Origin of the sequence: Melaminivora jejuensis, from assembly GCF_017811175.1 — a bacterium.
GTDB classification, from domain to species: Bacteria; Pseudomonadota; Gammaproteobacteria; order Burkholderiales; family Burkholderiaceae_C; genus Melaminivora; species Melaminivora jejuensis.
The window spans coordinates 1,764,376-1,784,252 of sequence record NZ_JACWIJ010000002.1; the positions used below are offsets into that span (position 1 = coordinate 1,764,376).

General features: G+C 70.3%; 15 protein-coding genes and 2 riboswitches. Of the genes, 13 read left to right on the top strand and 2 right to left on the bottom strand.

All coding sequences use genetic code 11. The features are described 5' to 3' along the window. Positions 1–6 precede the first annotated feature (6 nt). Genes IDM45_RS08455 through IDM45_RS08485 form a run of 7 tightly spaced genes read left to right on the top strand, consistent with a single transcriptional unit; the run spans position 7 to position 8,980 of the window. Complete coding sequence (locus tag IDM45_RS08455) at positions 7–1,707, top strand: cbb3-type cytochrome c oxidase subunit I (RefSeq protein WP_209422443.1); 1,701 nt, start codon at positions 7–9, stop codon at positions 1,705–1,707. 15 nt (positions 1,708–1,722) lie between these two features. After that, positions 1,723–2,622, top strand: a complete 900-nt coding sequence (gene cyoE / locus IDM45_RS08460) for a heme o synthase (RefSeq protein ID WP_209422444.1) — start codon at positions 1,723–1,725, stop codon at positions 2,620–2,622. Positions 2,623–2,634: 12 nt separating this feature from the next. After that, positions 2,635–3,531 carry an SCO family protein gene (locus IDM45_RS08465; protein WP_209422445.1) on the top strand — a complete coding sequence of 299 codons (897 nt, stop codon included), beginning with the start codon at positions 2,635–2,637 and terminating at the stop codon, positions 3,529–3,531. A 19-nt stretch (positions 3,532–3,550) separates the two neighbouring features. Next, the gene (locus tag IDM45_RS08470) at positions 3,551–5,104 is read left to right on the top strand and encodes a hydrogenase iron-sulfur subunit (RefSeq protein WP_209422446.1); all 1,554 of its coding nucleotides are present in this window, start codon (positions 3,551–3,553) and stop codon (positions 5,102–5,104) included. After that, complete coding sequence (locus IDM45_RS08475; protein ID WP_209422447.1) at positions 5,101–5,604, top strand: hypothetical protein; 504 nt, start codon at positions 5,101–5,103, stop codon at positions 5,602–5,604. Before IDM45_RS08470 ends, IDM45_RS08475 begins: the two co-directional genes overlap by 4 nt. Then, on the top strand, positions 5,601–7,046 hold the full coding sequence (locus tag IDM45_RS08480) for a cbb3-type cytochrome c oxidase subunit I (protein ID WP_209422448.1): 1,446 nt from the start codon (positions 5,601–5,603) through the stop codon (positions 7,044–7,046). Before IDM45_RS08475 ends, IDM45_RS08480 begins: the two co-directional genes overlap by 4 nt. Further along, on the top strand, positions 7,043–8,980 hold the full coding sequence (locus tag IDM45_RS08485; RefSeq protein ID WP_209422449.1) for an FAD-binding oxidoreductase: 1,938 nt from the start codon (positions 7,043–7,045) through the stop codon (positions 8,978–8,980). The genes IDM45_RS08480 and IDM45_RS08485 overlap by 4 nt, the downstream gene beginning before the upstream one ends. Positions 8,981–9,054: 74 nt before the next feature. Here IDM45_RS08485 and lolA read toward each other — a convergent pair whose 3' ends face one another. Together lolA and IDM45_RS08495 are read right to left on the bottom strand one after the other, a co-directional pair. After that, positions 9,055–9,687 carry an outer membrane lipoprotein chaperone LolA gene (lolA, locus tag IDM45_RS08490; RefSeq protein ID WP_209422450.1) on the bottom strand — a complete coding sequence of 211 codons (633 nt, stop codon included), beginning with the start codon at positions 9,685–9,687 and terminating at the stop codon, positions 9,055–9,057. 20 nt (positions 9,688–9,707) lie between these two features. Next, entirely contained in the window at positions 9,708–12,155 is a 2,448-nt protein-coding gene (locus IDM45_RS08495; RefSeq protein WP_325169004.1) for a DNA translocase FtsK, read from the bottom strand. 167 nt (positions 12,156–12,322) lie between these two features. Between IDM45_RS08495 and trxB the strand changes: the two genes are divergently transcribed. The 6 genes from trxB to IDM45_RS08525 all read left to right on the top strand — a co-directional run bounded on the left by trxB (position 12,323) and on the right by IDM45_RS08525 (position 19,646). Further along, positions 12,323–13,282, top strand: a complete 960-nt coding sequence (gene trxB / locus IDM45_RS08500) for a thioredoxin-disulfide reductase (protein WP_209422451.1) — start codon at positions 12,323–12,325, stop codon at positions 13,280–13,282. Between the two features lie 90 nt (positions 13,283–13,372). Next, a riboswitch (cobalamin riboswitch) is annotated at positions 13,373–13,652 on the top strand. 160 nt (positions 13,653–13,812) lie between these two features. Then, positions 13,813–15,981, top strand: coding sequence for a TonB-dependent siderophore receptor (locus IDM45_RS08505; protein ID WP_209422452.1), 2,169 nt, complete (start codon positions 13,813–13,815; stop codon positions 15,979–15,981). Beyond that, complete coding sequence (locus IDM45_RS08510) at positions 15,981–16,928, top strand: ABC transporter substrate-binding protein (RefSeq protein WP_209422453.1); 948 nt, start codon at positions 15,981–15,983, stop codon at positions 16,926–16,928. The genes IDM45_RS08505 and IDM45_RS08510 overlap by 1 nt, the downstream gene beginning before the upstream one ends. Continuing rightward, positions 16,925–17,923: a FecCD family ABC transporter permease gene (locus IDM45_RS08515; RefSeq protein ID WP_232654130.1), complete on the top strand. Its 999-nt coding sequence runs from the start codon at positions 16,925–16,927 to the stop codon at positions 17,921–17,923. Before IDM45_RS08510 ends, IDM45_RS08515 begins: the two co-directional genes overlap by 4 nt. Next, positions 17,920–18,663: an ABC transporter ATP-binding protein gene (locus IDM45_RS08520; RefSeq protein WP_209422454.1), complete on the top strand. Its 744-nt coding sequence runs from the start codon at positions 17,920–17,922 to the stop codon at positions 18,661–18,663. The genes IDM45_RS08515 and IDM45_RS08520 overlap by 4 nt, the downstream gene beginning before the upstream one ends. Further along, positions 18,660–19,646, top strand: coding sequence for an LLM class flavin-dependent oxidoreductase (locus IDM45_RS08525; RefSeq protein WP_209422455.1), 987 nt, complete (start codon positions 18,660–18,662; stop codon positions 19,644–19,646). The genes IDM45_RS08520 and IDM45_RS08525 overlap by 4 nt, the downstream gene beginning before the upstream one ends. Continuing rightward, positions 19,611–19,844: riboswitch (cobalamin riboswitch) on the top strand. It overlaps the preceding gene by 36 nt. Positions 19,845–19,877: the final 33 nt, after the last annotated feature.

Here is a 19,877-nt window from a genome sequence, read left to right on the forward strand (position 1 = left end):
GACGCCATGACCACCGCAACCACTTACCGCACCTGCCCGCGCACCGGCCTGCAATTCGAGGCCCAGGCGGAAAAACTCATGATCGCCAACGCCTTCATGGCCGTCGTGGCGCTGCTGGTCGGCGGCATCCTGGCCATCGGCGTGGTGCTCACGCGCTGGCCGGCCGTGCATTGGCTGGCCGCCGACACCTTCTACATGGTGCTCACCGCACATGGCATCGACATGCTGATCTTCTGGATCATCTTCTTCGAGGTCGCGGTGCTGTACTTCGCCTCCTCGACGCTCCTGCGCTGCCGCATCGCCACGCCGAAGATTGCCTGGGCCGGCTTTGCGCTGATGCTGGTGGGTGCGGTGTGGAACAACATCGTCGTGTTCCAGGGCGAGTCCAGCGTGATGATGACCTCCTACGTGCCCATGATGGCGCACTGGTCGTTCTACCTGAGCCTGATCCTGTTCGCCGTCGGCGCGCTGGTCGCCTGCGGGGTGTTCTTCGGCACCCTGGTGGTCGCCAGGCGCGAGAAGACTTATGAAGGCTCCATCCCCCTGGTGACCTTCGGCGCCATGACGGCGGCCATCATCGCGGTGTTCACCATCCTGTCGGGCGCATTCATCCTGGTGCCGACCTTCTTCGTGTCCATCGGGTTGCTGGGGAGCGTCGACCCGCTGATCTACCGCGTCGTGTGGTGGGCCTTCGGCCATTCTTCGCAGCAGATCAACGTGGCCGCGCACATCTCCATCTGGTATGCGGTGGCGGCGATCGCCTTCGGCGCCAAGCCCATGTCCGAGCGTGTCAGCCGCGGCGCCTTCCTGCTCTACATCCTGTTCCTGCAGCTGGCCAGCGCGCACCACATCCTGGCCGACCCGGGCGTGTCCACCGAGTGGAAGATCGTCAACACCAGCTACTTCATGTACTTTGCCGTGCTGGCCTCGATGATCCACGCGCTGTCCATCCCCGGCGCCATGGAGGTGGCGCAGCGCGCACGCGGCTACAACAAGGGCCTGTTCGAGTGGCTGCGCAAGGCGCCCTGGAGCAACCCGACCTTCTCGGGCGTGTTCATCGCGCTGGTGGGCTTTGGCTTCCTGGGCGGCATCTCGGGCGTGATGATGGGCACCGAGCAGCTCAACTTGCTGATCCACAACACCATCTACGTGCCCGGGCACTTCCACGCCACGGTGGTGGTCGGCACCACGCTGACCTTCATGGCGCTGACCTACTTCCTGATCCCGTCGCTGTTCAGGCGCGAGATGATCGCCCCCGGCCTGGCACGCCTGCAGCCCTACCTGTTCGGCTTCTCGATGTACTTCTTCTGCCTGGTCATGATGGGTGCAGGTACGCTGGGCGTCTCGCGCCGGCACTGGGACATGGCCTTCAACGGCAACGCCCTGGCCTATGAGTGGCCCGGCGCGGCCTACCTGATGATGGGCCTGGTGGGCATAGGCGGCGTGGCGGCGATTGCCGGCGGCGCCATCTACATCTACGTCACCGTGGGTTCGCTGCTGTGGGGCCGCCGGCTCGATGCGGGCCAGCCCAGCCCGAAGTTCACCCCCGTGCCGCGTGCCGCACCGACGGTCGCCGCGCAGACCTATGGCTCGGCGGGCTTCGTCGCCCCCGGCACCTTCGTGCTGGCCATGTTCTTCCTGGTGTCCTTCATCCTGTACTACTTCGTCAACTGGAAGTACCTGGGCCAGTTGTGGGGCCTGAGCTGAGCCGGAGGAGGCGCCATGAACACCGCAACGCTTTCGTCCGGCACGCGCACCACGGCACAACTGGCACGCGATGTCATCTCGCTGTTCAAGCTGCGCATCGGCGTGCTGATCATGCTCACGGCCCTGGTGGGCATGGCCATCACCCCCGGCCCGGCGCCCAGCGCCTGGCAGGTGCTGGTGCTGGCGCTGTCGGTGCTGCTGGCCTCGGCCAGTGCCGGCGCCTTCAACCAGTATGTCGAGCACGAGAGCGACCGGCTGATGCAGCGCACGCGCCGGCGCGCCTTTGCCACCGGCGCCCTGCCGCACCATCCGGCCTGGCTGGTGCTGATGGCTGCGTTGCTGGGCGGGGCCGTGGCCAGCGCCTGGCTGGCACTCAACGCCGTGGCTGCGCTGCACGTCTTCCTGGGAGCCTTCTTCTACGGTGTGGTCTATACCCTGTGGCTCAAGCGACGCACGGCCTGGAACATCGTCATCGGCGGTCTGGCCGGCAGCTTTGCCGTGCTGGCCGGCGCGGCGGCGGTCGATCCGGCCCTGGGGCCGCTGCCCTGGCTGCTGGCGCTGGTGCTGTTCCTGTGGACGCCGCCGCACTTCTGGAGCCTGGCGATTGCCAACAGCACCGACTACGCCCAGGCCGGCGTGCCCATGCTGCCCGTGGTGCTGGGGCCGCAGCGTGCGGCGCGCGTCGTGCTGGTCAGCACCGTGCTGCTGTTCCTGGCCTCGCTGGCGCCGCTGGCCCATGGCGCCGGCGTGGCCTATGGCATCGGGGCGCTGGCAGGTGGCCTGCACTTCGTGCGCAAGTCCTGGGCGCTGGCGCGCCGGCCCGAGCGCGCCACGGCCATGGCCTCCTTCTTCGCCTCGCTGATCCAGTTGAGCCTGCTGCTGATGGCGGCCAGCCTGGATGCATTGCTGCGCTGAAGGGGGCCGGCCATGACGCTCCAGCCCCAGCCTTGCACGCCAGTGCCGCACCGTCCGGCGCAGCACCCGTCCGCAGCACTGGCCACGCTGGCCCGCCGGGCGGCGCTGGCACTGGCGCTGACCGCCGGGCTGGCCGGGGCCGAGGGCAATCCGCCGCCCGCCCTCGATCTGGACGCCGCCCTGCGCGCCAGCCAGGCCGCGCTGGGGCGCACGGTGGGCGAGCACATCCTGCTCGACCGCGAAGGCCGGCCCATCTCGCTGGCCGCCTACCGGGGCAAGCCGCTGCTGGTCAGTTTCATCTACACCGGCTGCTTCCAGATCTGCCCGACCACCACGCGCTCGCTGCAGGAGACGGTGCAGGGCGTGCAGCGCGCCGTGGGGCCGAACCAGTTCAATGTGGTCAGCATCGGCTTCAACCAGCCGGCGGACTCGCCACAGGCGCTCAAGGCCTTTGCCACGCAATTCGGCATACATGAAGCCAACTGGGAATTCCTCAGCCCGCCGGCGGCCATCGTGCCGGCGCTGGCCGAGAATTTCGGCTTCATGTTCCAGGCCACGCCCGCCGGCTTCGACCATGTGCTGCAGGTCTCCTTGCTGGATGCGCAAGGGCGCATCGTGCGCCAGATCTATGGCGAGCAGCCCCTGCCGGCGGAACTCGGCGAGCCGCTCAAGATGCTGTTGGCCGGCGCCCCGCTGCAGCCCGACACGCTGCTCAACCAGGTTGTGGATCGGGTGCGCATCCTGTGTACGGTGTACGACCCCGAGACCGGCGCCTACCGGGTGGACTACACGCTGCCCATCCAGATCGCCGGCGGCGTGACCTTCTTCGTGGCCATGGTGCTGTTCTTCCTCAACGAATGGCGCACGGCGCGCAGAAATCGCCGCCGCCAGGAGGTGCGCAGCGCCTGACGCGCCGCGCCCATCGCTCATGACACCCTGGCCGACCAGCCACCACGGCGCCGCAGCAGCCATCTGGCGGCGGCTGGAGCACGGCCTGGACAGCCTGGCCGGCGCCGCCGGCAATCCGCTCAGGCACCTGGGCGCCCTGGGTGTCCTGCTGATGCTGTTGCTGCTGTCCAGTGGCGTGGTGCTGTACATCGTGCTGGACACCTCGGCTGCCGGCGCCCACGCCTCCATCGACGCCCTGGCTGCCGTGCCGTGGCGGCTGGGCGATGCCCTGCGCGGCCTGCATCGCTATGGCGCCGACGCCCTGGCGCTGGTGCTGGCCCTGCACATCGCCCGCGAGGCGCTGCTGGGGCGCTTTCGCCACTGGCGCCGCGCCATCTGGTGGACGGGCGTGCCGCTGGTGGCCCTGGCCTTCGTCAGCGCCATCGGCGGCTTCTGGCTGAACTGGGATCGCCTGGGCCAGTACTCCGCCGTGGCCACGGCGGAATGGCTGGATGCCCTGCCCGGCTTCGGCGCCCCGCTGGCGCGCAACTTCCTGGCCGGCACCAGCCTGAGCGACCGGCTGTTCACGCTGTTCCTGTTCATCCACATCGGCGTGCCGCTGCTGCTGGCCTTCGGACTGTGGTTCCACATCCAGCGCCTCAGCCTGGTGCGCATTCTGCCGCCGCGCGGCCTGCTGTGGACGACGCTGGCGACGCTGCTGACACTGTCCCTGGCCGCGCCGGTACACAGCCAGGGGCCTGCCGACCTGGCCAGCCAGCCCACGGCGCTGGCGCTGGACTGGTGGCTGCTGTTCATCCATCCGCTGGTGCAGGCGACCACGCCCGAGGTCGGCTGGCTGCTGGTGGCGCTGGCCTTCGCCCTGCTGGCGCTGCTGCCCCTGTGGCCAGGCAGCACGACGCGCGCGCCGGCAGCCGTGGTGCAGCCCGAGCAGTGCAGCGGCTGCACGCTCTGCCTGGACGACTGCCCCTACGGCGCCATCAGCATGGTGGCGCACCCCAGCGGCAAGCCCGGCGCCCTGTTGGCCCAGGTGCATCCCGACCTGTGCGCCAGCTGCGGCATCTGCGCCGGCTCCTGCCCCTCGTCCACGCCGTTTCGCGGCATGGACACCCTGGTCACCGGCATCGACTTGCCACAGTGGCCGGTGGACGCACTGCGCACCCGGCTGCGCCAGGGCCTGCAGGCCATGAGCGGCCCGGCGCGCTATGTGGCGCTGACCTGCGCCCAGGGCGCGCAACTCGATCGGCAGCAGCCCGACGTGCTGCACCTGCCACTGGTGTGCGCCGGCGCCCTGCCGCCGTCCTTCATCGAATACGCCTTGCGCCACGGTGCCGATGGCGTGCTGGTCAGCGGCTGCCGCGTGGGCGGCTGCGAATTCCGCCTGGGCCAGCAGTGGACGGACAAGCGCCTGGCCGGCCAGCGCCCACCCCAGTTGCGCCGCAGCGTGCCGCGCCAACGCCTGCAGGTGGTCTGGGCTGACGAAGGCGACGAGGACACCCTGCGCGCCGCGCTGCATACCCTGCGCCAGCACTGCCCCACCGGCATGGAGCCAGGACACAAGGAGATCGCTGCATGAACCGCGCACTGAACTGGACGGGTCAGGCGCTGCTGTATGGCAGTTTTGCCCTGGCCGTGGGCGTGTTCTCGCGCTGGCCGGTCTATCACCCGCTGGCCGGGGATCAGGCACAGGTCAAGGTCAGCTTCACCCACCACGGCGCCCGCCTGGCCGAATGCCGCCGCTACAGCGCCGAGGAGCTGGCCCGGCTGCCGCCCAACATGCGCCGCGCCACGCAGTGCGAGCGCGAGCGCGCCCCCGTCCACATCGAGGTGGACATCGACGGCCAGCAGGTGCTGCAGCACACCGCCCTGCCGGCGGGCCTGTCGCGCGATGGCGCCTCGACTTTCTACCGGCGCCTGGATCTGCCCGCCGGCACACACCACATCGCCGTGCGCCTGCAGGACGACCCCAGGCCCGGCGCTCCCGTGCATCAGCGCGACGCCACCATCACCCTGCAGCCCGCGCAGGTGCTGGTGATCGACTTCAACGCGGACAAGGGAGGCATCGTTTTCCAATGACCAGCACCACCTTCCCCAACGGCGTGCGCGCACGCCCCGCCGCCTGCCCACCCGCCGCCCGGCCTGGCGCCAGCTACCAGCTCGACCTGCCTGCGGATGACCGGCTGCCGCTGGCACGCGGCTGGCTGTGGCTGGGCCTGGCGGCGCTGATCGGCTCGGGCGTGTTCTCCATCCTGCTGGTAGCCGCGCGCACGCCCTGGGTCAACCAGTGGCTGCCGACGGCAGACTTCTTCCATGTCGCGCTGGTGCTGCATGTCGATCTGTCGGTGCTGGTGTGGTTCGTCGCCCTGGCCGGCGTGCTGTGGAGCCTGCACGGCGAAGCCCGCGCGCAAGGCCTGGGCCGTTGGGCGCTGGGGATCACCGGGGCGGGCACGCTGGCCATGGCGCTGGCGCCCTTCGTGCAGCCGGGCGCGCCCATCATGGCCAACTACATCCCGGTGCTGGACTCGCCGCTGTTCCTGGCCGGGCTGGTGGCCTTTGGCGCCGGCGCCGCCCTGCTGGTGCTGCGCGACCTGTGGACGGCGCCACGCCTGGGCCTGCAGTGGGCCGGGCGCGGGGCGCTGCACTTCGGCCTGCGCGCCGCCGCCATTGCCACCGCCGTGGCACTGCTGAGCTTCGCCTGGTCGTGGGCCGTGCTGCCGACCAGCCTGCACGGCAAGGCCTATTACGAAATCCTGTTCTGGGGCGGCGGCCATGCCCTGCAGTTCACCTGGACGCTCCTGATGCTGGTGGCCTGGCTGTGGCTGGCCAGCAGCTGCGGCGCACCCATCTTGCTGACGCCGCGCGTGGTGCTGGCGCTGCTGGCGCTGGCGCTGGCTGGCGTCTTCGTCACGCCCTGGGCCTATCTGGCGCACGATGTGGCCTCGGTCGAGCACCGCAACCTGCTGACCTGGGCCATGCGCCTGGGCGGCGGGCCGGCCATCTTGCCGGTGGGCCTGGCCGTGGTGCTGGCGATGGCGCTGCAGCGCAACCTGAGCCCGGCCATGCGCCCGCTGCGCGCGGCGCTGCTGGCCTCGGTGCTGCTGTTTGCCTCGGGCGGCGTGATCGGCATCTTCATCAATGGCAGCAACGTGCGCATCCCAGCGCACTACCACGGCTGCATCGTCGGCGTGACGCTGGCACTGATGGGCGCCGTCTATCGCCTGCTGCCGGCGCTGGGCTATCGGGCTGCGCAGGGCCGCATGGCGACCTGGCAGCCCTGGGTCTATGGCCTGGGCCAGCTGATGCACATCATCGGCCTGGTCTGGTCAGGCGGCTATGGCGTGCAGCGCAAGGTGGCCGGCGCCGAGCAGGTGCTGCGCAGCACCGCCGAGATCGCTGGTATGGGCCTGATGGGCCTGGGCGGGCTGGTGGCCATCATCGGCGGCCTGCTGTTCGTGGTGGTCACGCTGCGCGCCATGCAGCCGCAGGCCCGGTCGTCGGCAGCGGGGCGGCAGCCATGATAGGCGCGCTGCAAAAGCTCCTGCAGACCCTGTTCCTGCGCGTCGAGGGCCTGTTCAACGCTGCCTTCGGCGACCGCATCAACCCGTTCTACCACCTGGGCGCCATCACCTTCTTCCTGTTCTGGATCATCGGGGGGAGCGGGCTGTACCTGTACGTGTTCTTCGAGACCGGCGTGGCCGAGGCTTACTCATCGGTGGTCGCACTGAGCACGCGCCAATGGTGGCTGGGCGGCATCCTGCGCAGCATCCACCGCTACGCCTCGGACGCCATGGTGCTGACCATGGTGCTGCACATGCTGCGCTACTTCGCCTTCAATCTTTATCACGGCTTTCGCTGGTTCTCCTGGATCACCGGCGTGCTGCTGATCTGGATGGTCTATGCCTCGGGCATCAACGGCTACATGCTGCCATGGGATCAACTGGCGCAGTACGTCACCGTGGCCAGCTTCGAATGGCTGGACTGGCTGCCCCTGTTCAGCGGCAGCCTGATGCGCAACTTCCTCTACACCGACCACGTGGGCGCGCGCTTTTTCACGCTGCTGTCCTTCCTGCACCTGGGCCTACCGCTGGTGGTGCTGATGGTCATGTGGATCCACGTGCAGCGCGTGCCCAAGGCGCGCACCACGCCGCCGCAGCCCATCGTCATCGGCCTGCTGGCGTCCCTGCTGGTGCTGGCGCTGGTCGCGCCCGTGTACAGCCAGGGCGGCCCGGTCGATCTGGCGCACGCCATCACCAGCGTCGAGCTGGACTGGTTCTACATGGCCGTGTTCCCGCTGCTCAGCCAGTGGCCGCTGGGGCGGGTGTGGGCGCTGGTGGTCGGGGCGTCGGTGCTGGTGGCGCTGCTGCCGTGGTGGCCGCCGAAACTGCGGCGCAGCGCTGCGCCGCAGCATCAGGTGCTGGTGCAGGGCGAGCAGGGCGCGCAAGGTGCGCGCAGCACCATTGCCGTGCGCGCCGACGAGACCATCCTGGACGCCGGCCTGCGTCACGGCCTGGCCCTGCCCTACGAGTGCCGCAACGGCGCCTGCGGCCTGTGCCTGTGCACGGTCGAGCAAGGCAGCTTCGAGCACCGGCCCTACCAGAAAAGCGCCCTGTCCGATGCCGACCGGGCCAGCGGCAAGGCGCTGATGTGCTGCGCCGTGCCCAAGGGGGACATGGCCATCGAGGTCGCAGGCTTCACCGGCGCCGAGGCCCGGCAGCAGCAGATCCACACAGCCACGGTCACGGCGCTGCAGCGCCTGGCGCCCGACGTGATGCGCGTGGTGCTGCAATTGCCCCCGGGGCAGCGCCTGGCCTACGTGGCCGGCCAGTACATCAACATCCTGCTGGAGGACGGGCAGCGGCGCGCCTTCTCGTTCGCCAACCGGCCCGGGGCCAGCGACGACATCGAGCTGCACGTGCGCCTGGTACCGGGCGGTCGCTTCACCACCCATGTGTTCGAGGCCATGCGGGTGGGCGACGTGCTGCGCTTCGAGGGGCCGCTGGGCCAGTTCACGCTGCGCGACGGCAGCCAGCCCATCCTGTTCGTCGCCGGCGCCACGGGCTTTGCACCCATCAAGAGCATCGTCGAGGACGCCTTCGCACGCGGCGTGCAGCGGCCCATGCGGCTGTACTGGGGCGTGCGCCAGCCCGGGGATCTGTACCAGATCGACCTGTGCCGGCAATGGCAGCGCGAGCACGGCAATTTCGAGGTCATCCCGGTGGTGTCGGACGCCCAGCCCGGCGATGGCTGGACGGGCCGCACCGGCCTGGTACACCAGGCCATGCTGCACGATCACCCCGACCTGAGCGGCCACGAGGTCTATCTGTGCGGCTCGGTGCGCATGGTGGAGACGGCGGTGCCGGAATTCGTCGCCCAGGGCCTGGACGAGAACTTCTGCTTCTCCGACGCCTTCGTCACCACGGCGCACGCCGCGCCGCCAGCCCAATCAGCATGATTTCCAATGAAAAACGGCTGAAACCCTTACCCAGCAAGCGTTGACAGCTATTAGAAATATAGCATCCCTGCAGCCTACTGCCGCAGCACATCGGCGCCGGCAGGCACCTTGAAGCTGAAGGTGCCGGTCGGCAACTGCGGGTTGAGCTGCATGTCGGCAAAGCGGATGACCGAGTGCTGGCCGAAGCTATCCTCGATGTCCAGCACCGCCAGCCGTGCGCCGTCCAGGCCGACGCGCACGCTCCTGAGCTGACTGCCCGAGGCCTTGGGCGTGGCCAGCACCCATTGCAGGCCGCCCTCGTCCGGCGCCGACTCCAGCGTGAAGTCGCCGCGCAGCGCCGCCAAGTCGGGCGCCGAGGCGACCAGCGCCGCCGGGGTCGAGCCCAGCGCCTGCTCCTGCGCGCGCTGGGTCACCTGGTTCAGATCGGCGTCGTAGAGCCACAGCGTCCGGCCATCGGCGACGATGGTCTGCTCGAAGGGCTTTTGATAGACGAAGCGAAAGCGCCCGGGGCGCTGGAAGTCGAACTGGCCGCTGCTGGTCTTGCTGCGCGCGGCCTGGCCGTCACGGGGCGGCGCAGTCACCGTCTGGGTGAAGCTGGCGCTGCCGCTCCTGGCGGTCTTCATGAAGTCTTCCAGGCTTTTCAGGCCGTCAGCCCAGGCCCACTGGGCGCAGCCAGCTATCAAGAGAGAAGCAAAAATTTTTTTCAAGGGGCGTCCTGTCCAGGGGTTCATTCGCTGCGGGCCGGCACCAGCACTTCGCGCTGGCCGTTGGAAGTGAGGGCGCTGACCAGGCCAGCCTTTTCCATGTCCTCCAGCAGCCGCGCCGAGCGGTTGTAGCCGATGCGCAGCTTGCGCTGGACGTAGGAGATGCTGGCCTTGCGATCCTTGAGCACCACTTCCACCGCCTGGTCGTACATGGGGTCTTTCTCGCCGTCCCCGCCGCCGTCCAGGCCGCCGAAGCCGCTGCTGGCGCCCTCCTCGTCGAGGCTAGCGCCCTCCAGCACACCATCGATGTAGTCCGGCTCCCCTTGTGTCTTCAGGTATTCGACCACCCGATGCACTTCCTCGTCGGACACGAAGGCACCGTGTACGCGCAGCGGCAGCCCGGTGCCGCTGGCCATGTACAGCATGTCGCCCATGCCCAGCAGGGCCTCGGCGCCCATCTGGTCGAGGATGGTGCGGCTGTCGATCTTGCTACCCACGGAGAACGCGATGCGCGTCGGGATGTTGGCCTTGATCAAGCCGGTGATGACATCCACGCTGGGGCGCTGCGTGGCCAGGATCAGGTGGATGCCGGCAGCGCGCGCCTTCTGCGCCAAGCGGGCGATCAGCTCCTCGATCTTCTTGCCCACGACCATCATCAGGTCGGCCAGCTCGTCGATGATGACCACGATGTGCGGCAGCCGCTCCAGGGGTTCGGGCGCTTCGGGGTTCAGGCTGAAGGGGTTGGGCACCAACTCCTCGCGCGCCGCCGCCTCGTCGATCTTCGCGTTGTAGCCGGCCAGGTTGCGCACGCCCAGTTTGCTCATGAGCTTGTAGCGCCGCTCCATCTCGGCCACGCACCAGTTCAGGCCGTGCGCGGCCTGCTTCATGTCGGTGACCACGGGGGCCAGCAGGTGCGGGATGCCCTCATAGACGCTCATCTCCAGCATCTTGGGGTCGATCATCAGCAGGCGCACGTCCTTGGGCTCGGCCTTGTACAGCAGGCTCAGGATCATGGCGTTGATGCCCACCGACTTGCCCGAGCCGGTGGTGCCGGCCACCAGGCAATGCGGCATCCTGGCCAGGTCTGCCACCACGGGCTGGCCGATGATGTCCTTGCCCAGGCCCACGGTGAGCAGGCTTCTGGCGTCGTGATAGACCGTTGACCCCAGGATTTCCGCCAGGCGGATGGTCTGGCGCCGGGCATTGGGCAGCTCCAGCGCCATGGTGGTCTTGCCGGGAATGGTCTCGACCACGCGGATGGACACCAGGCTCAGGCTGCGCGCCAGATCCTTGGCCAAGTTCACGATCTGCGCGCCCTTGACGCCCGTGGCCGGCTCGATCTCGTAGCGTGTGATGACCGGGCCGGGCATGGCCTCGACCACCTGCACGTCCACGCCGAAATCCTGCAGCTTTTTCTCGATCAGGCGGCTGGTCATCTCCAGCGTCTCGGGCGTGACGCTTTCCTGCAGCGCCTGCACCGGATCGAGCAGGCTGACCTGGGGCAGGCCCGCCTCGTCACCCAGGCCACCCGAAGCCGGCGGCCTTGGCTGGGCGCGCGCGGCAGGCGCACCTGTCGCTGCGGCTGCCGGGGCTGGCTCGGCGCGGGTGGACGACTGCAGCGGCTCAGGGCTGAAGGCGGCAGCGGCGGCTGGCGGCTGGGGGACGGCAGCGGCGGCTGGCGGCGCTTCCGGAGCCGGCGCCGAGCCAGGCCGCAGCGCCTCCACCACCGGCTCATGGCGCGGCTCCTCGCCCAGCGCAGCCTGGCGCTGGCGCGCCGCGCGCCGGCCAGCAGCAGCGTCGCGCGCGCGCTCGCCCTGCGCCCGGCTGGCCAGCACCACGGCATCGATGCGCCGGCCCAGGCGCTCAGCCAGGTGCCCCCAGGAAAAGCCGAAGACCAGCGCCGCACCCAGCAGCGCCAGCATCACGCCGATCAGGCCCGAGCCGGTGAAGCCTAGCCACTGCACCGCCAGCGGCCCTGTCAGATAGCCCAACATCCCGCCGGCATGGCCGGGCAGCGCTGGCTCGAAACGGTACAGACGGGACCACTCCAGCCCGCAGCTGGCGCACAGCAGCAGCGCCAGGCCGAGCCAGAAGGCGCCGCGCTGGCGCCACGACAGCAGGCCTTCGTAGCTGGCGCCGCGCATCCAGCGCGCCAGTGAGGCCAGCCAGGCGTGCAAGGCCGCCGCCACGCCCCACCAGGCGGAAAAGCCCAGCAGGAAGTAGCTGCCATCGGCCAGCCAGGCGCCCAGCCGGCCCAGCCAGTTGGCCGTGGCAGCGCCGGTGCCGGTGGTGGACCAGGCCGCATCTTCGGGGAGTAACTGAGCAGCGCCAGCAGCCAGACCAGCAGCGCCAGCAGCGCCAGCACCAGGATCAGCTCGTGGCTGAAGCGCGCCACACCACTGCGCAGCGCACTCTGGGGCGGTGGCGCTCCGTTCAGGGTATTGAAGGAGTAAGTCATACAGAAAAACCAGCGCGCAAGCTTACCCCATGACCCGCGCCGGGACAGGGGCCGCAGGGGCATCCCTACAATGATCCGCCGCCGCGCCGGGGCCGCCCGCCGCGCCGGGGCCGCCCGCCGCGCCCTCACCGACCGTTGCGGCACTCTTGCCCGCCCAACCCCGACACTTTGACGAACCCCATGTCCAACACCCCCACCCAGCACGCCAAAGTCCTGATCCTCGGCTCCGGCCCCGCCGGCTACACCGCCGCCGTCTATGCCGCCCGCGCTAACCTGAAACCCTTGCTCGTCACCGGCATGGCCCAGGGCGGCCAACTCATGACCACCACCGACGTGGACAACTGGCCCGCCGACCCGCTGGGCGTGCAGGGGCCGGATCTGATGCAGCGCTTCCTGCAGCACGCCGAGCGCTTCCAGACGCAGATCGTGTTCGACCACATCAGCGCCGTCGATCTGAGCCAGCGCCCCTTCACCCTGACCGGCGACATGGGCCAGTACACCTGCGACGCGCTGATCATCGCCACCGGCGCCTCGGCCAGGTACCTGGGCCTGCCGTCCGAGGAGGCCTTCATGGGCCGGGGCGTGTCAGCCTGCGCCACCTGCGACGGTTTTTTCTACCGCGAGCAGGATGTCTGCGTGGTCGGCGGCGGCAACACTGCCGTGGAGGAAGCCCTGTACCTGTCCAACATCGCGCGCAAGGTCACGTTGATCCACCGGCGCGACAAGTTCCGCGCCGAGCCCATCCTGATCGACAAGCTCCATGAGAAGGTCGCCGAGGGCAAGATCGAGCTGAAGACGCATTTCACGCTCGACGAGGTGCTGGGCGACGACTCGGGCGTCACCGGCGTGCGCGTCAAGAGTACCGAGGACGGTCATACCGAGGACTTGCCGCTGCAGGGCTGCTTCATCGCCATCGGCCACTCGCCCAACACCGACATCTTCCAGGGCCAGCTGGACATGGCAGGCGGCTACATCAACACCCAGGGCGGGCACCAGGGCTTTGCCACCCAGACCAGCGTGCCCGGCGTATTCGCTGCCGGCGACGTGCAGGACTACACCTACCGCCAGGCGATTACCAGCGCCGGCACGGGCTGCATGGCGGCGCTGGATGCGCAGCGCTTCCTGGAGCAGCAGGACTGACGAAAGAGCGGCAGGCGCAGGCAACGCTGCTGCCGGCGCCCTGTGCCACAATCGCGCCCGCCGCCCGCCCGGGCCTTTTCCATCCACCCGGCGGCGGCGCTCTCACCAGGTGCCCGGCCTGCCGCTCTTGCGGCCTGCAGGGTTCAACGGGAAGCAGGTGCGCGGCGCCTCCTGCAGCAAGAATTTTCTGCAGCAAAGCCGCAATTCCTGCGCTGCCCCCGCAACGGTCAGCGGAAACCAAGCCTCGCCCGCCGCCATGCCCTCGGCATGGCTGGCCGCCACTGCGCCATGCGGCGCGGGAAGGCGCGAGGCCTGGTGCGCCAAGCGCACCGTCCGCAAGCCCGGATACCGGCCTGCGTGAGCATGTAGCGGCGGCTGCGGGCGAGCAGCGGGCCGGACACACGCTGCCCCCTGGCCGCGCCCTGCCCCGCGCGGCAGCGTCCGCCCCCTGATTCCTGCCTCGGCGCCTTTCCAACAGTCGAGCGTGGTCTGCGGGCGAGCAGACCCAGCGGATCAGGGAGTTGCGTTCCATGCCATCCATCCTTCCATCCCGCCGGCCCAGCCTCGTGCGCCCCTGGCGGGCCTGCCTGCTGGCCGGCTGCAGCCTGTGGGGCGCAGCAAACGCGCAGACGGGCAGCGCAGCAGCAGCGCCCACCCAGGGCGCACTGCCGGCGGTGCAGGTCACCAGCCAGCAGAGCATTTCCACCGCCACGCGCCTGGAGGCCGACCCGCTGCGCCTGCCCTTTGCCGCCACCGTGGTCGAGCGCGCGCAGATGGACGCCGCCGGCGCCATCACGCTGGAGGACGAGCTGCGCAGCGTGCCTGGCCTGCAGCACGGCACCCAGGGCAATTACTACACACGCTTCGAGACGCGCGGCCTGCGCGACACGCAGGACGTGCTGGTGCTGATCGACGGCGTGCCGCTGCGCCTGCTGCAGGGCAACGCCGACGTGACCCTGGTTGCCCCCGAACTGGTCGATCGCATCGAATTCATCAAAGGCCCGGCCTCGGCGCTGTACGGCAAGAACGCCATCGGCGGCGTCGTGCAGTTCTTCCTCAAGCCCGAGCAGGCCGGCGGCGAGGCTACGGCTACGCTGGGCCGCTTCGGCCGCACCGACGCTAGCTTGCGCCAGCGCTGGGACTTCGAGCGCGGCAATCTGTTTGTCGGCCTGGCCAGCAACCACTGGGACGGCTTCCAGCGCGGCGCCGGGCGCACCCAGCAGGCAGCGGTGCTCTCGGGCGACTGGGCGCTCACCCCGCAGTGGGTCACCGGCGCGCAGTATTTCGACAGCGACGTGAATGCCTACCGCGGCTCCATCGTGCCGCTGCAAGGTGGCCGGCCCATGTTCGGCATCGGCTGGCGCGACAACTACGGCATCGACGGCTCGCGCGTGACCGGACACTACCAGTCGCTGTCGTGGAAGAACAGGATCGAGTGGGGCCAGGGCCTGAGCCTGCGCCACCTCAGCAGCATCACGCGCTACGACCGGCTGTTCGCCGGCGGCATCACTATCGTGCCGCCGCCGGCCGCCGTCAGCAAAGGCTATTCCGAGACGCAGACCGACGACAGCGGCGTGTTCCATGACCTGTCGCTGGCCCACCTGTCGGCTGGCAAGCACTGGAGCAACGAGCTGCAGATCGGCCTGAACCTGGAGCGCGGCTGGCAGGATCAGGCCTCGCCTGCCTTCAGCAACGCGCCCACCTACCGTGGCCCCGACTACGACACGCCGGTGAGCAATATCGGCAACGACCCGCGCGGCATCCGTGGCCGCGTGACCGGCTCGCGCTTTGACCAGGAAGTGCGCAGCATCTACATGCAGGATCGCCTGGAATGGGGCGATGCCGGCCTGACGCTGGGCCTGCGGCGCGACCACTTCACGCAGCGCCTGGCACGCTCGGACACGTCCGTGCAGTCCTACCAGAGCGCCAGCCGCAACAGCCCGCGCATTGCCGCCGACTGGCTGTGGCTGCGCGGCGCAGCCGGCGAGCATGTGCTGTTTGCCAACTGGACTGAGGGCTTTCGCCCGCAGGCCGTGGCGCTGAATACGCGCGACGGCATCGTCATGCCCAACATCCTGCGTCCCGAGCGCACGCGCAGCCGGGAGATCGGGCTCAAGGGCCGGGCGCTCGATGCGTCCTGGGCCTACCAGGTCAGCGTGTTCGAGGCGCGCAAGATCGACGGCCAGCGCTACTACCGCAACGGCCCCGACTCGTTCATCTCGACCAATGCCACCTCGCGCGTACACGGCCTGGAGGCGCAGGCGCAGTGGCGGCTCTCGCCGCGCTGGAGCGGCTGGGCCCACTACACCTGGCAGGACGCGCGCCTGAGCGACTTCCAGACCTACACCAACGCCGGCGTGCCGTCGGCCAATTACGGCGGCCTGCGTATGCGCATGTCGGCCCACCACATCGCCGGCCTGGGCGTGACCTGGCGCGAGGGCGACTGGACGGTGGCTGCCAGCGCCAATTCGGTGGGTTCGCGCTTCCTGCGCGACAACACGGCCAATCCGCAGAAGCTGCCGGCCTATGTGCTGCTCAACGTCGCCGCCAGCTGGGACGCCACAGCGCGCTGGACGCTGCAGGCGGGGGTGAACAACCTGAGCGACCGCTACTACATCGGCGACGACCTGTCGGCGCAGGACGCGGGCAACGCCGGCGCCCCGCGCACCTGGTTCGCCCGCGCACGCTACCGCTTCTGATGCACCGCCGCGACATGCTGGGACACATGCTGCTGGCAGGCTGCGCCGCGCAGGCCGGGGCCGCCGGCGCAGCGGGGGCGTTCCCGCGCGAGGTGGTGGACGCGCTGGGGCGGCGCGTGCGCATCGAGCGTCGGCCCGAGCGGCTGCTGGTGGTTTTTCCCAGCAACGTCGAACTGGCCTGGGCGCTGGGCCTGGGCGAGCGCGTGGCGGCCATCGGCGGTACGGTGCGCTGGCCGCCCGAGGCCGTGGCCAAGCCGCGCATCGGCGGCGCCCTGGGCTACTCCGTCGAGGCCGCCGCCGCCCACCGGCCCGACCTGCTGGTGCTCACGCCGGCGCACCAGTCGGCCCTGCACCTGGTCGATGCCTTTGCACGCATCGGCACGCCCAGCCTGGTGCTGGCGCATCCGGATCTGCCCGCCGTGCTACGCAACCTGGCACTGCTGGGCCAGGCCACCGGCTGCGAGGACGCGGCCCGGCGCGAACAGGAGCACATGCAGCAGGCCCTGGCCGAGGTGGCGCAGCGCGTGGCCGGCGCCCCCGTGCGCAGCGTCTATCTGGAGACCGCTGCCGCTGCGCGCGGCGCCTACCAGACCATGGGGCGCGGTCACTACGCCAGCGATGCGCTGCGCTGGGCCGGCGGGCGCAACGTCTTTGCCGACACGCTGCAGGGCGCCCAGCAGGTCAGCGCCGAAGCCATCTTCCTGCATGACCCGCAGGTCATCATCTCGCTGCAACAGGTGCCCAGGGATCCCGAGCTGATCGCCCGCCGCCCTGGCTGGAGCCGGCTGCGCGCCGTGCGCAGCGGGCGCGTGGTGGTGCTCGAACGCGGCCACAAGCTGATCCCCGGCCCGCGCCAGGTGCAGGCGGTGCAGGCCTATGCACGGGCGCTGCATCCTGAGCTTTTTGCCGACACCCCAAACCCCTCTGCTGCCGGAGGTGGGGCTTGACCGCCCGGCCCGAGCGCGCCCGGCCTGGTGCGGCGCGCGCCTGGGCGCTGCTGCTGGCGCTGGCTGCGCTGGCGACAGTGGCCGCACTGAGCCTGGGCGCCGCCACCGTGCCGCCCTGGCGCTGGCTGGCAGGCGACGCCGCCGCCGAGCTGGTGCGCGTCTGGCGCGCGCCGCGCGTGGCCACGGCGTTTGCCGTGGGCGGCTTTCTGGCCCTGGCCGGGCTGGTGTTCCAGGGGGTGTTTCGCAATCCGCTGGCCGAGCCCTATCTGTTGGGCAGCGCCAGCGGTGCGGCCGTGGGCGCTGCCGTGGCGCTGCTGCTGCCGGCGGCAGTGCCCAGCAGCTGGAGCCTGCCGCTGCTGGCCTTCGCCGGCGCCTGGGGCGCAGGCTGGCTGGTGCTGCTGGTGGCCCGCCTGGGGGGCGCCTGGCAAAGCGGGCGGCTGCTGCTGGCCGGCGTGGCGCTGGCGGCCATCCTCTCGGCACTGCGCAGCCTGATGCTGATGCTGTGGGGCGACGAGACGACCAACCTGCGCGCCATCGTCTCCTGGCAGCTGGGCGGCGTGCAAAACGCCGCCTGGGGCGAGGCACTGGCGCTGCTGGCAGCGCTGGCCGTGCTGGCGCTGCTGGTGCGCGCCCTGGCGCCCGGGCTGGACGCACTGGGCCTGGGCGAGGAGACGGCGCATGCCATGGGAGTGCGCACGGCAGCCTTCTCGGCACGCGCCGTCATGCTGGCCTCGCTGGCCACAGCGCTGGCTGTGGCCTGGGGCGGCCTGATCGGCTTTGTCGGGCTGATCGTGCCGCACGTGCTGCGCTGGTGGCTGGGCCCGCTGCACGCGCGCCTGGCCGCAGCCTGCGCCGTAGCCGGGGGCGCTTTGCTGGTGGCCGTGGACGCCGTGGCGCGCGCGGCGCTGGCGCCCAGCGAAATCCCCATTGGCCTGCTCACCGCGCTGATCGGCGGGCCATTTTTCCTGTTCCTGCTGCTGCGCGCCAAGGCATGAGCAGCACTGCGCCGGCCCTGGCCTTCGAACAGCTCTCGCTGGCGGTAGCCGGGCGGGTGCTGCTGCAACAGGTGGATCTGCAGGTGCCGGCGCGTGGCCTGCTCGGGCTGGTGGGCGCCAACGGCGCCGGCAAGACCAGCCTGCTGCGTGCCGCACTGGGGCTGCTGGCGCCGCACTGCGGGCGCGTGCTGGTGCAGGGCCGCGCGCCGCAGCACTGGAAGGCGCACGAGCTGGCGCGCCAGGTCGGCTACGTGGCGCAGGACGGGCACAGCCACTGGGATCTGACGGTGCATGAGGCGCTGCATCTGCACCCCGGCGCCCGCCCTGGCCCCTGGCTGCAGCGCTGCGAGCTGCAGCCCCTGCTGGGCCGGCGCCTGGCCAGCCTGTCGGGCGGCGAGCGCGCGCGCGTGGCACTGGCGCGCGCCTTGGCGCACAGCCCCGCACTGCTGCTGGCCGACGAGCCTGCCGCCCACCTGGACATACCGCACCACCACCGTCTGATGGCCTTGCTGCACGAGGCAGCGCGCGAGCGCGCCGTGGTCATCGTGCTGCACGACTTGCACGCAGCCGCGCGGTACTGCGACCGCCTGGCGCTGCTGGGCCAGGGGCGGCTGCTGGCCCATGGCCCACCCGCCGAAGTGCTGACCCCCGCGCTGCTGGCCCAGGCCTATGGCGCACCCATCGCTGCCCTGCAGGTGCAGGGGCAGCAGTTTTTCACCCAACCCGAGGCCGTGGCATGACCCCTCAACCCCCGCGCGGATTCCAGCGCTTCGACCTGGCCGGCTGGTCGCGCGAGGCCACGCTGGGGCCGCACCGCGAACTGCTGGATTTTTTCTGCACCGCCGAGCAGCTGGGCTTTGACGGTGTGTGGTTCCATGAATTCCGGCTGCTGGAAGGCAGCGGCCCCTACCCCTCGCCCCTGCTGCTGGCTGCTGCGCTGCTGGCGCGCACCGAGCGGCTGCGCGTGGGCATCTCGGCGCTGGTGGCGCCCCTGCACCAGCCGCTGCTGCTGGCCGAGGAGCTGCTGCAGCTGCACTTCCAGAGCGATGGCCGCCTGGACGCCGGCCTGGGCCGGGGCACGGATGCCGCCACGCTGGCGCAACTGGGCATCGCCCAGGAGGAGACGCGCACGCGCTTCGAGCACTGCTGCACGACCTTGCTGGACGCAGCGCGCGCCGTGCCGCTGTACGTGGCCGGCAGCACCGCCGAGACCCTGGCGTTTGCCCTGGCCCGGCGCCTGCCGCTGCTGCTCAGCCTGGAGCCGCCGGAGGCCGCGCAGCTGGCGCAGGTGCGGCAGTTGGTCGATGCCGCTGCCGGCCAGCAGGTACTGGCGCGCTCGTCGCTGTCGCGCTATGTCTGCATCGCCAGCCGCCGCAGCGAGGCCCAGGCCCTGCTCGACGAACTATGGCCGCGCCTGCATGAGCGGCGCGTGTATTTCGCCGGGCGCCGCGGCGTGCCGGCACACGCCGTCGCACCGCTGGACACGGCACGCGCCCTGCGCGAGCAATGGATCGTGGGCACGCCCGAGCAGTGCCACGAGCAGCTGATGCAACTGGGCCAGTCCAGCGGCATCGGTGCGCTGCGCTGCGTCTTCAATGCCAACGGCCTGCTGTCGCGTGCCCAGGCCCTGGCCGGCATGACCCTGTTTGCCCGCGAAGTGCTGCCGGCGCTGCGCCCAGCCCGGCCTATACTGCCGACCGTTTCGGGTGCCGGCCCGCGCTGATGTCCACTTCAGCCAGCGCCGGTGAAACGGGAAGCCGGTGCCGCCCTGCCAGATCAGGAGATCAGGGCCATTCCGGCGCAGCCCCCGCTGCTGTGAGCCTGACGACGCCACATCCAGCCACTGCGCCCCCACGGGCGCGGGAAGGCGTGGCCGAGGACGAAGGTGAGCCAGAAGACCGGCCCGAAGCATTCAAGGCATGGGCTTCGGGGACGGGGCCGGGCCTGCGCCGTC

What these genes read in the sequence shown, in the direction of transcription:
- IDM45_RS08455 (WP_209422443.1), top strand. Translation starts at nt 7, where the DNA reads ATGACCACCGCAACCACTTACCGCACCTGCCCGCGCACCGGCCTGCAA.
- IDM45_RS08505 (WP_209422452.1), top strand. Translation starts at nt 13,813, where the DNA reads ATGCCATCCATCCTTCCATCCCGCCGGCCCAGCCTCGTGCGCCCCTGG.
- IDM45_RS08525 (WP_209422455.1), top strand. Translation starts at nt 18,660, where the DNA reads ATGACCCCTCAACCCCCGCGCGGATTCCAGCGCTTCGACCTGGCCGGC.
- IDM45_RS08510 (WP_209422453.1), top strand. Translation starts at nt 15,981, where the DNA reads ATGCACCGCCGCGACATGCTGGGACACATGCTGCTGGCAGGCTGCGCC.
- IDM45_RS08465 (WP_209422445.1), top strand. Translation starts at nt 2,635, where the DNA reads ATGACGCTCCAGCCCCAGCCTTGCACGCCAGTGCCGCACCGTCCGGCG.
- IDM45_RS08480 (WP_209422448.1), top strand. Translation starts at nt 5,601, where the DNA reads ATGACCAGCACCACCTTCCCCAACGGCGTGCGCGCACGCCCCGCCGCC.
- IDM45_RS08485 (WP_209422449.1), top strand. Translation starts at nt 7,043, where the DNA reads ATGATAGGCGCGCTGCAAAAGCTCCTGCAGACCCTGTTCCTGCGCGTC.
- IDM45_RS08470 (WP_209422446.1), top strand. Translation starts at nt 3,551, where the DNA reads ATGACACCCTGGCCGACCAGCCACCACGGCGCCGCAGCAGCCATCTGG.
- IDM45_RS08475 (WP_209422447.1), top strand. Translation starts at nt 5,101, where the DNA reads ATGAACCGCGCACTGAACTGGACGGGTCAGGCGCTGCTGTATGGCAGT.
- cyoE (WP_209422444.1), top strand. Translation starts at nt 1,723, where the DNA reads ATGAACACCGCAACGCTTTCGTCCGGCACGCGCACCACGGCACAACTG.
- trxB (WP_209422451.1), top strand. Translation starts at nt 12,323, where the DNA reads ATGTCCAACACCCCCACCCAGCACGCCAAAGTCCTGATCCTCGGCTCC.
- IDM45_RS08520 (WP_209422454.1), top strand. Translation starts at nt 17,920, where the DNA reads ATGAGCAGCACTGCGCCGGCCCTGGCCTTCGAACAGCTCTCGCTGGCG.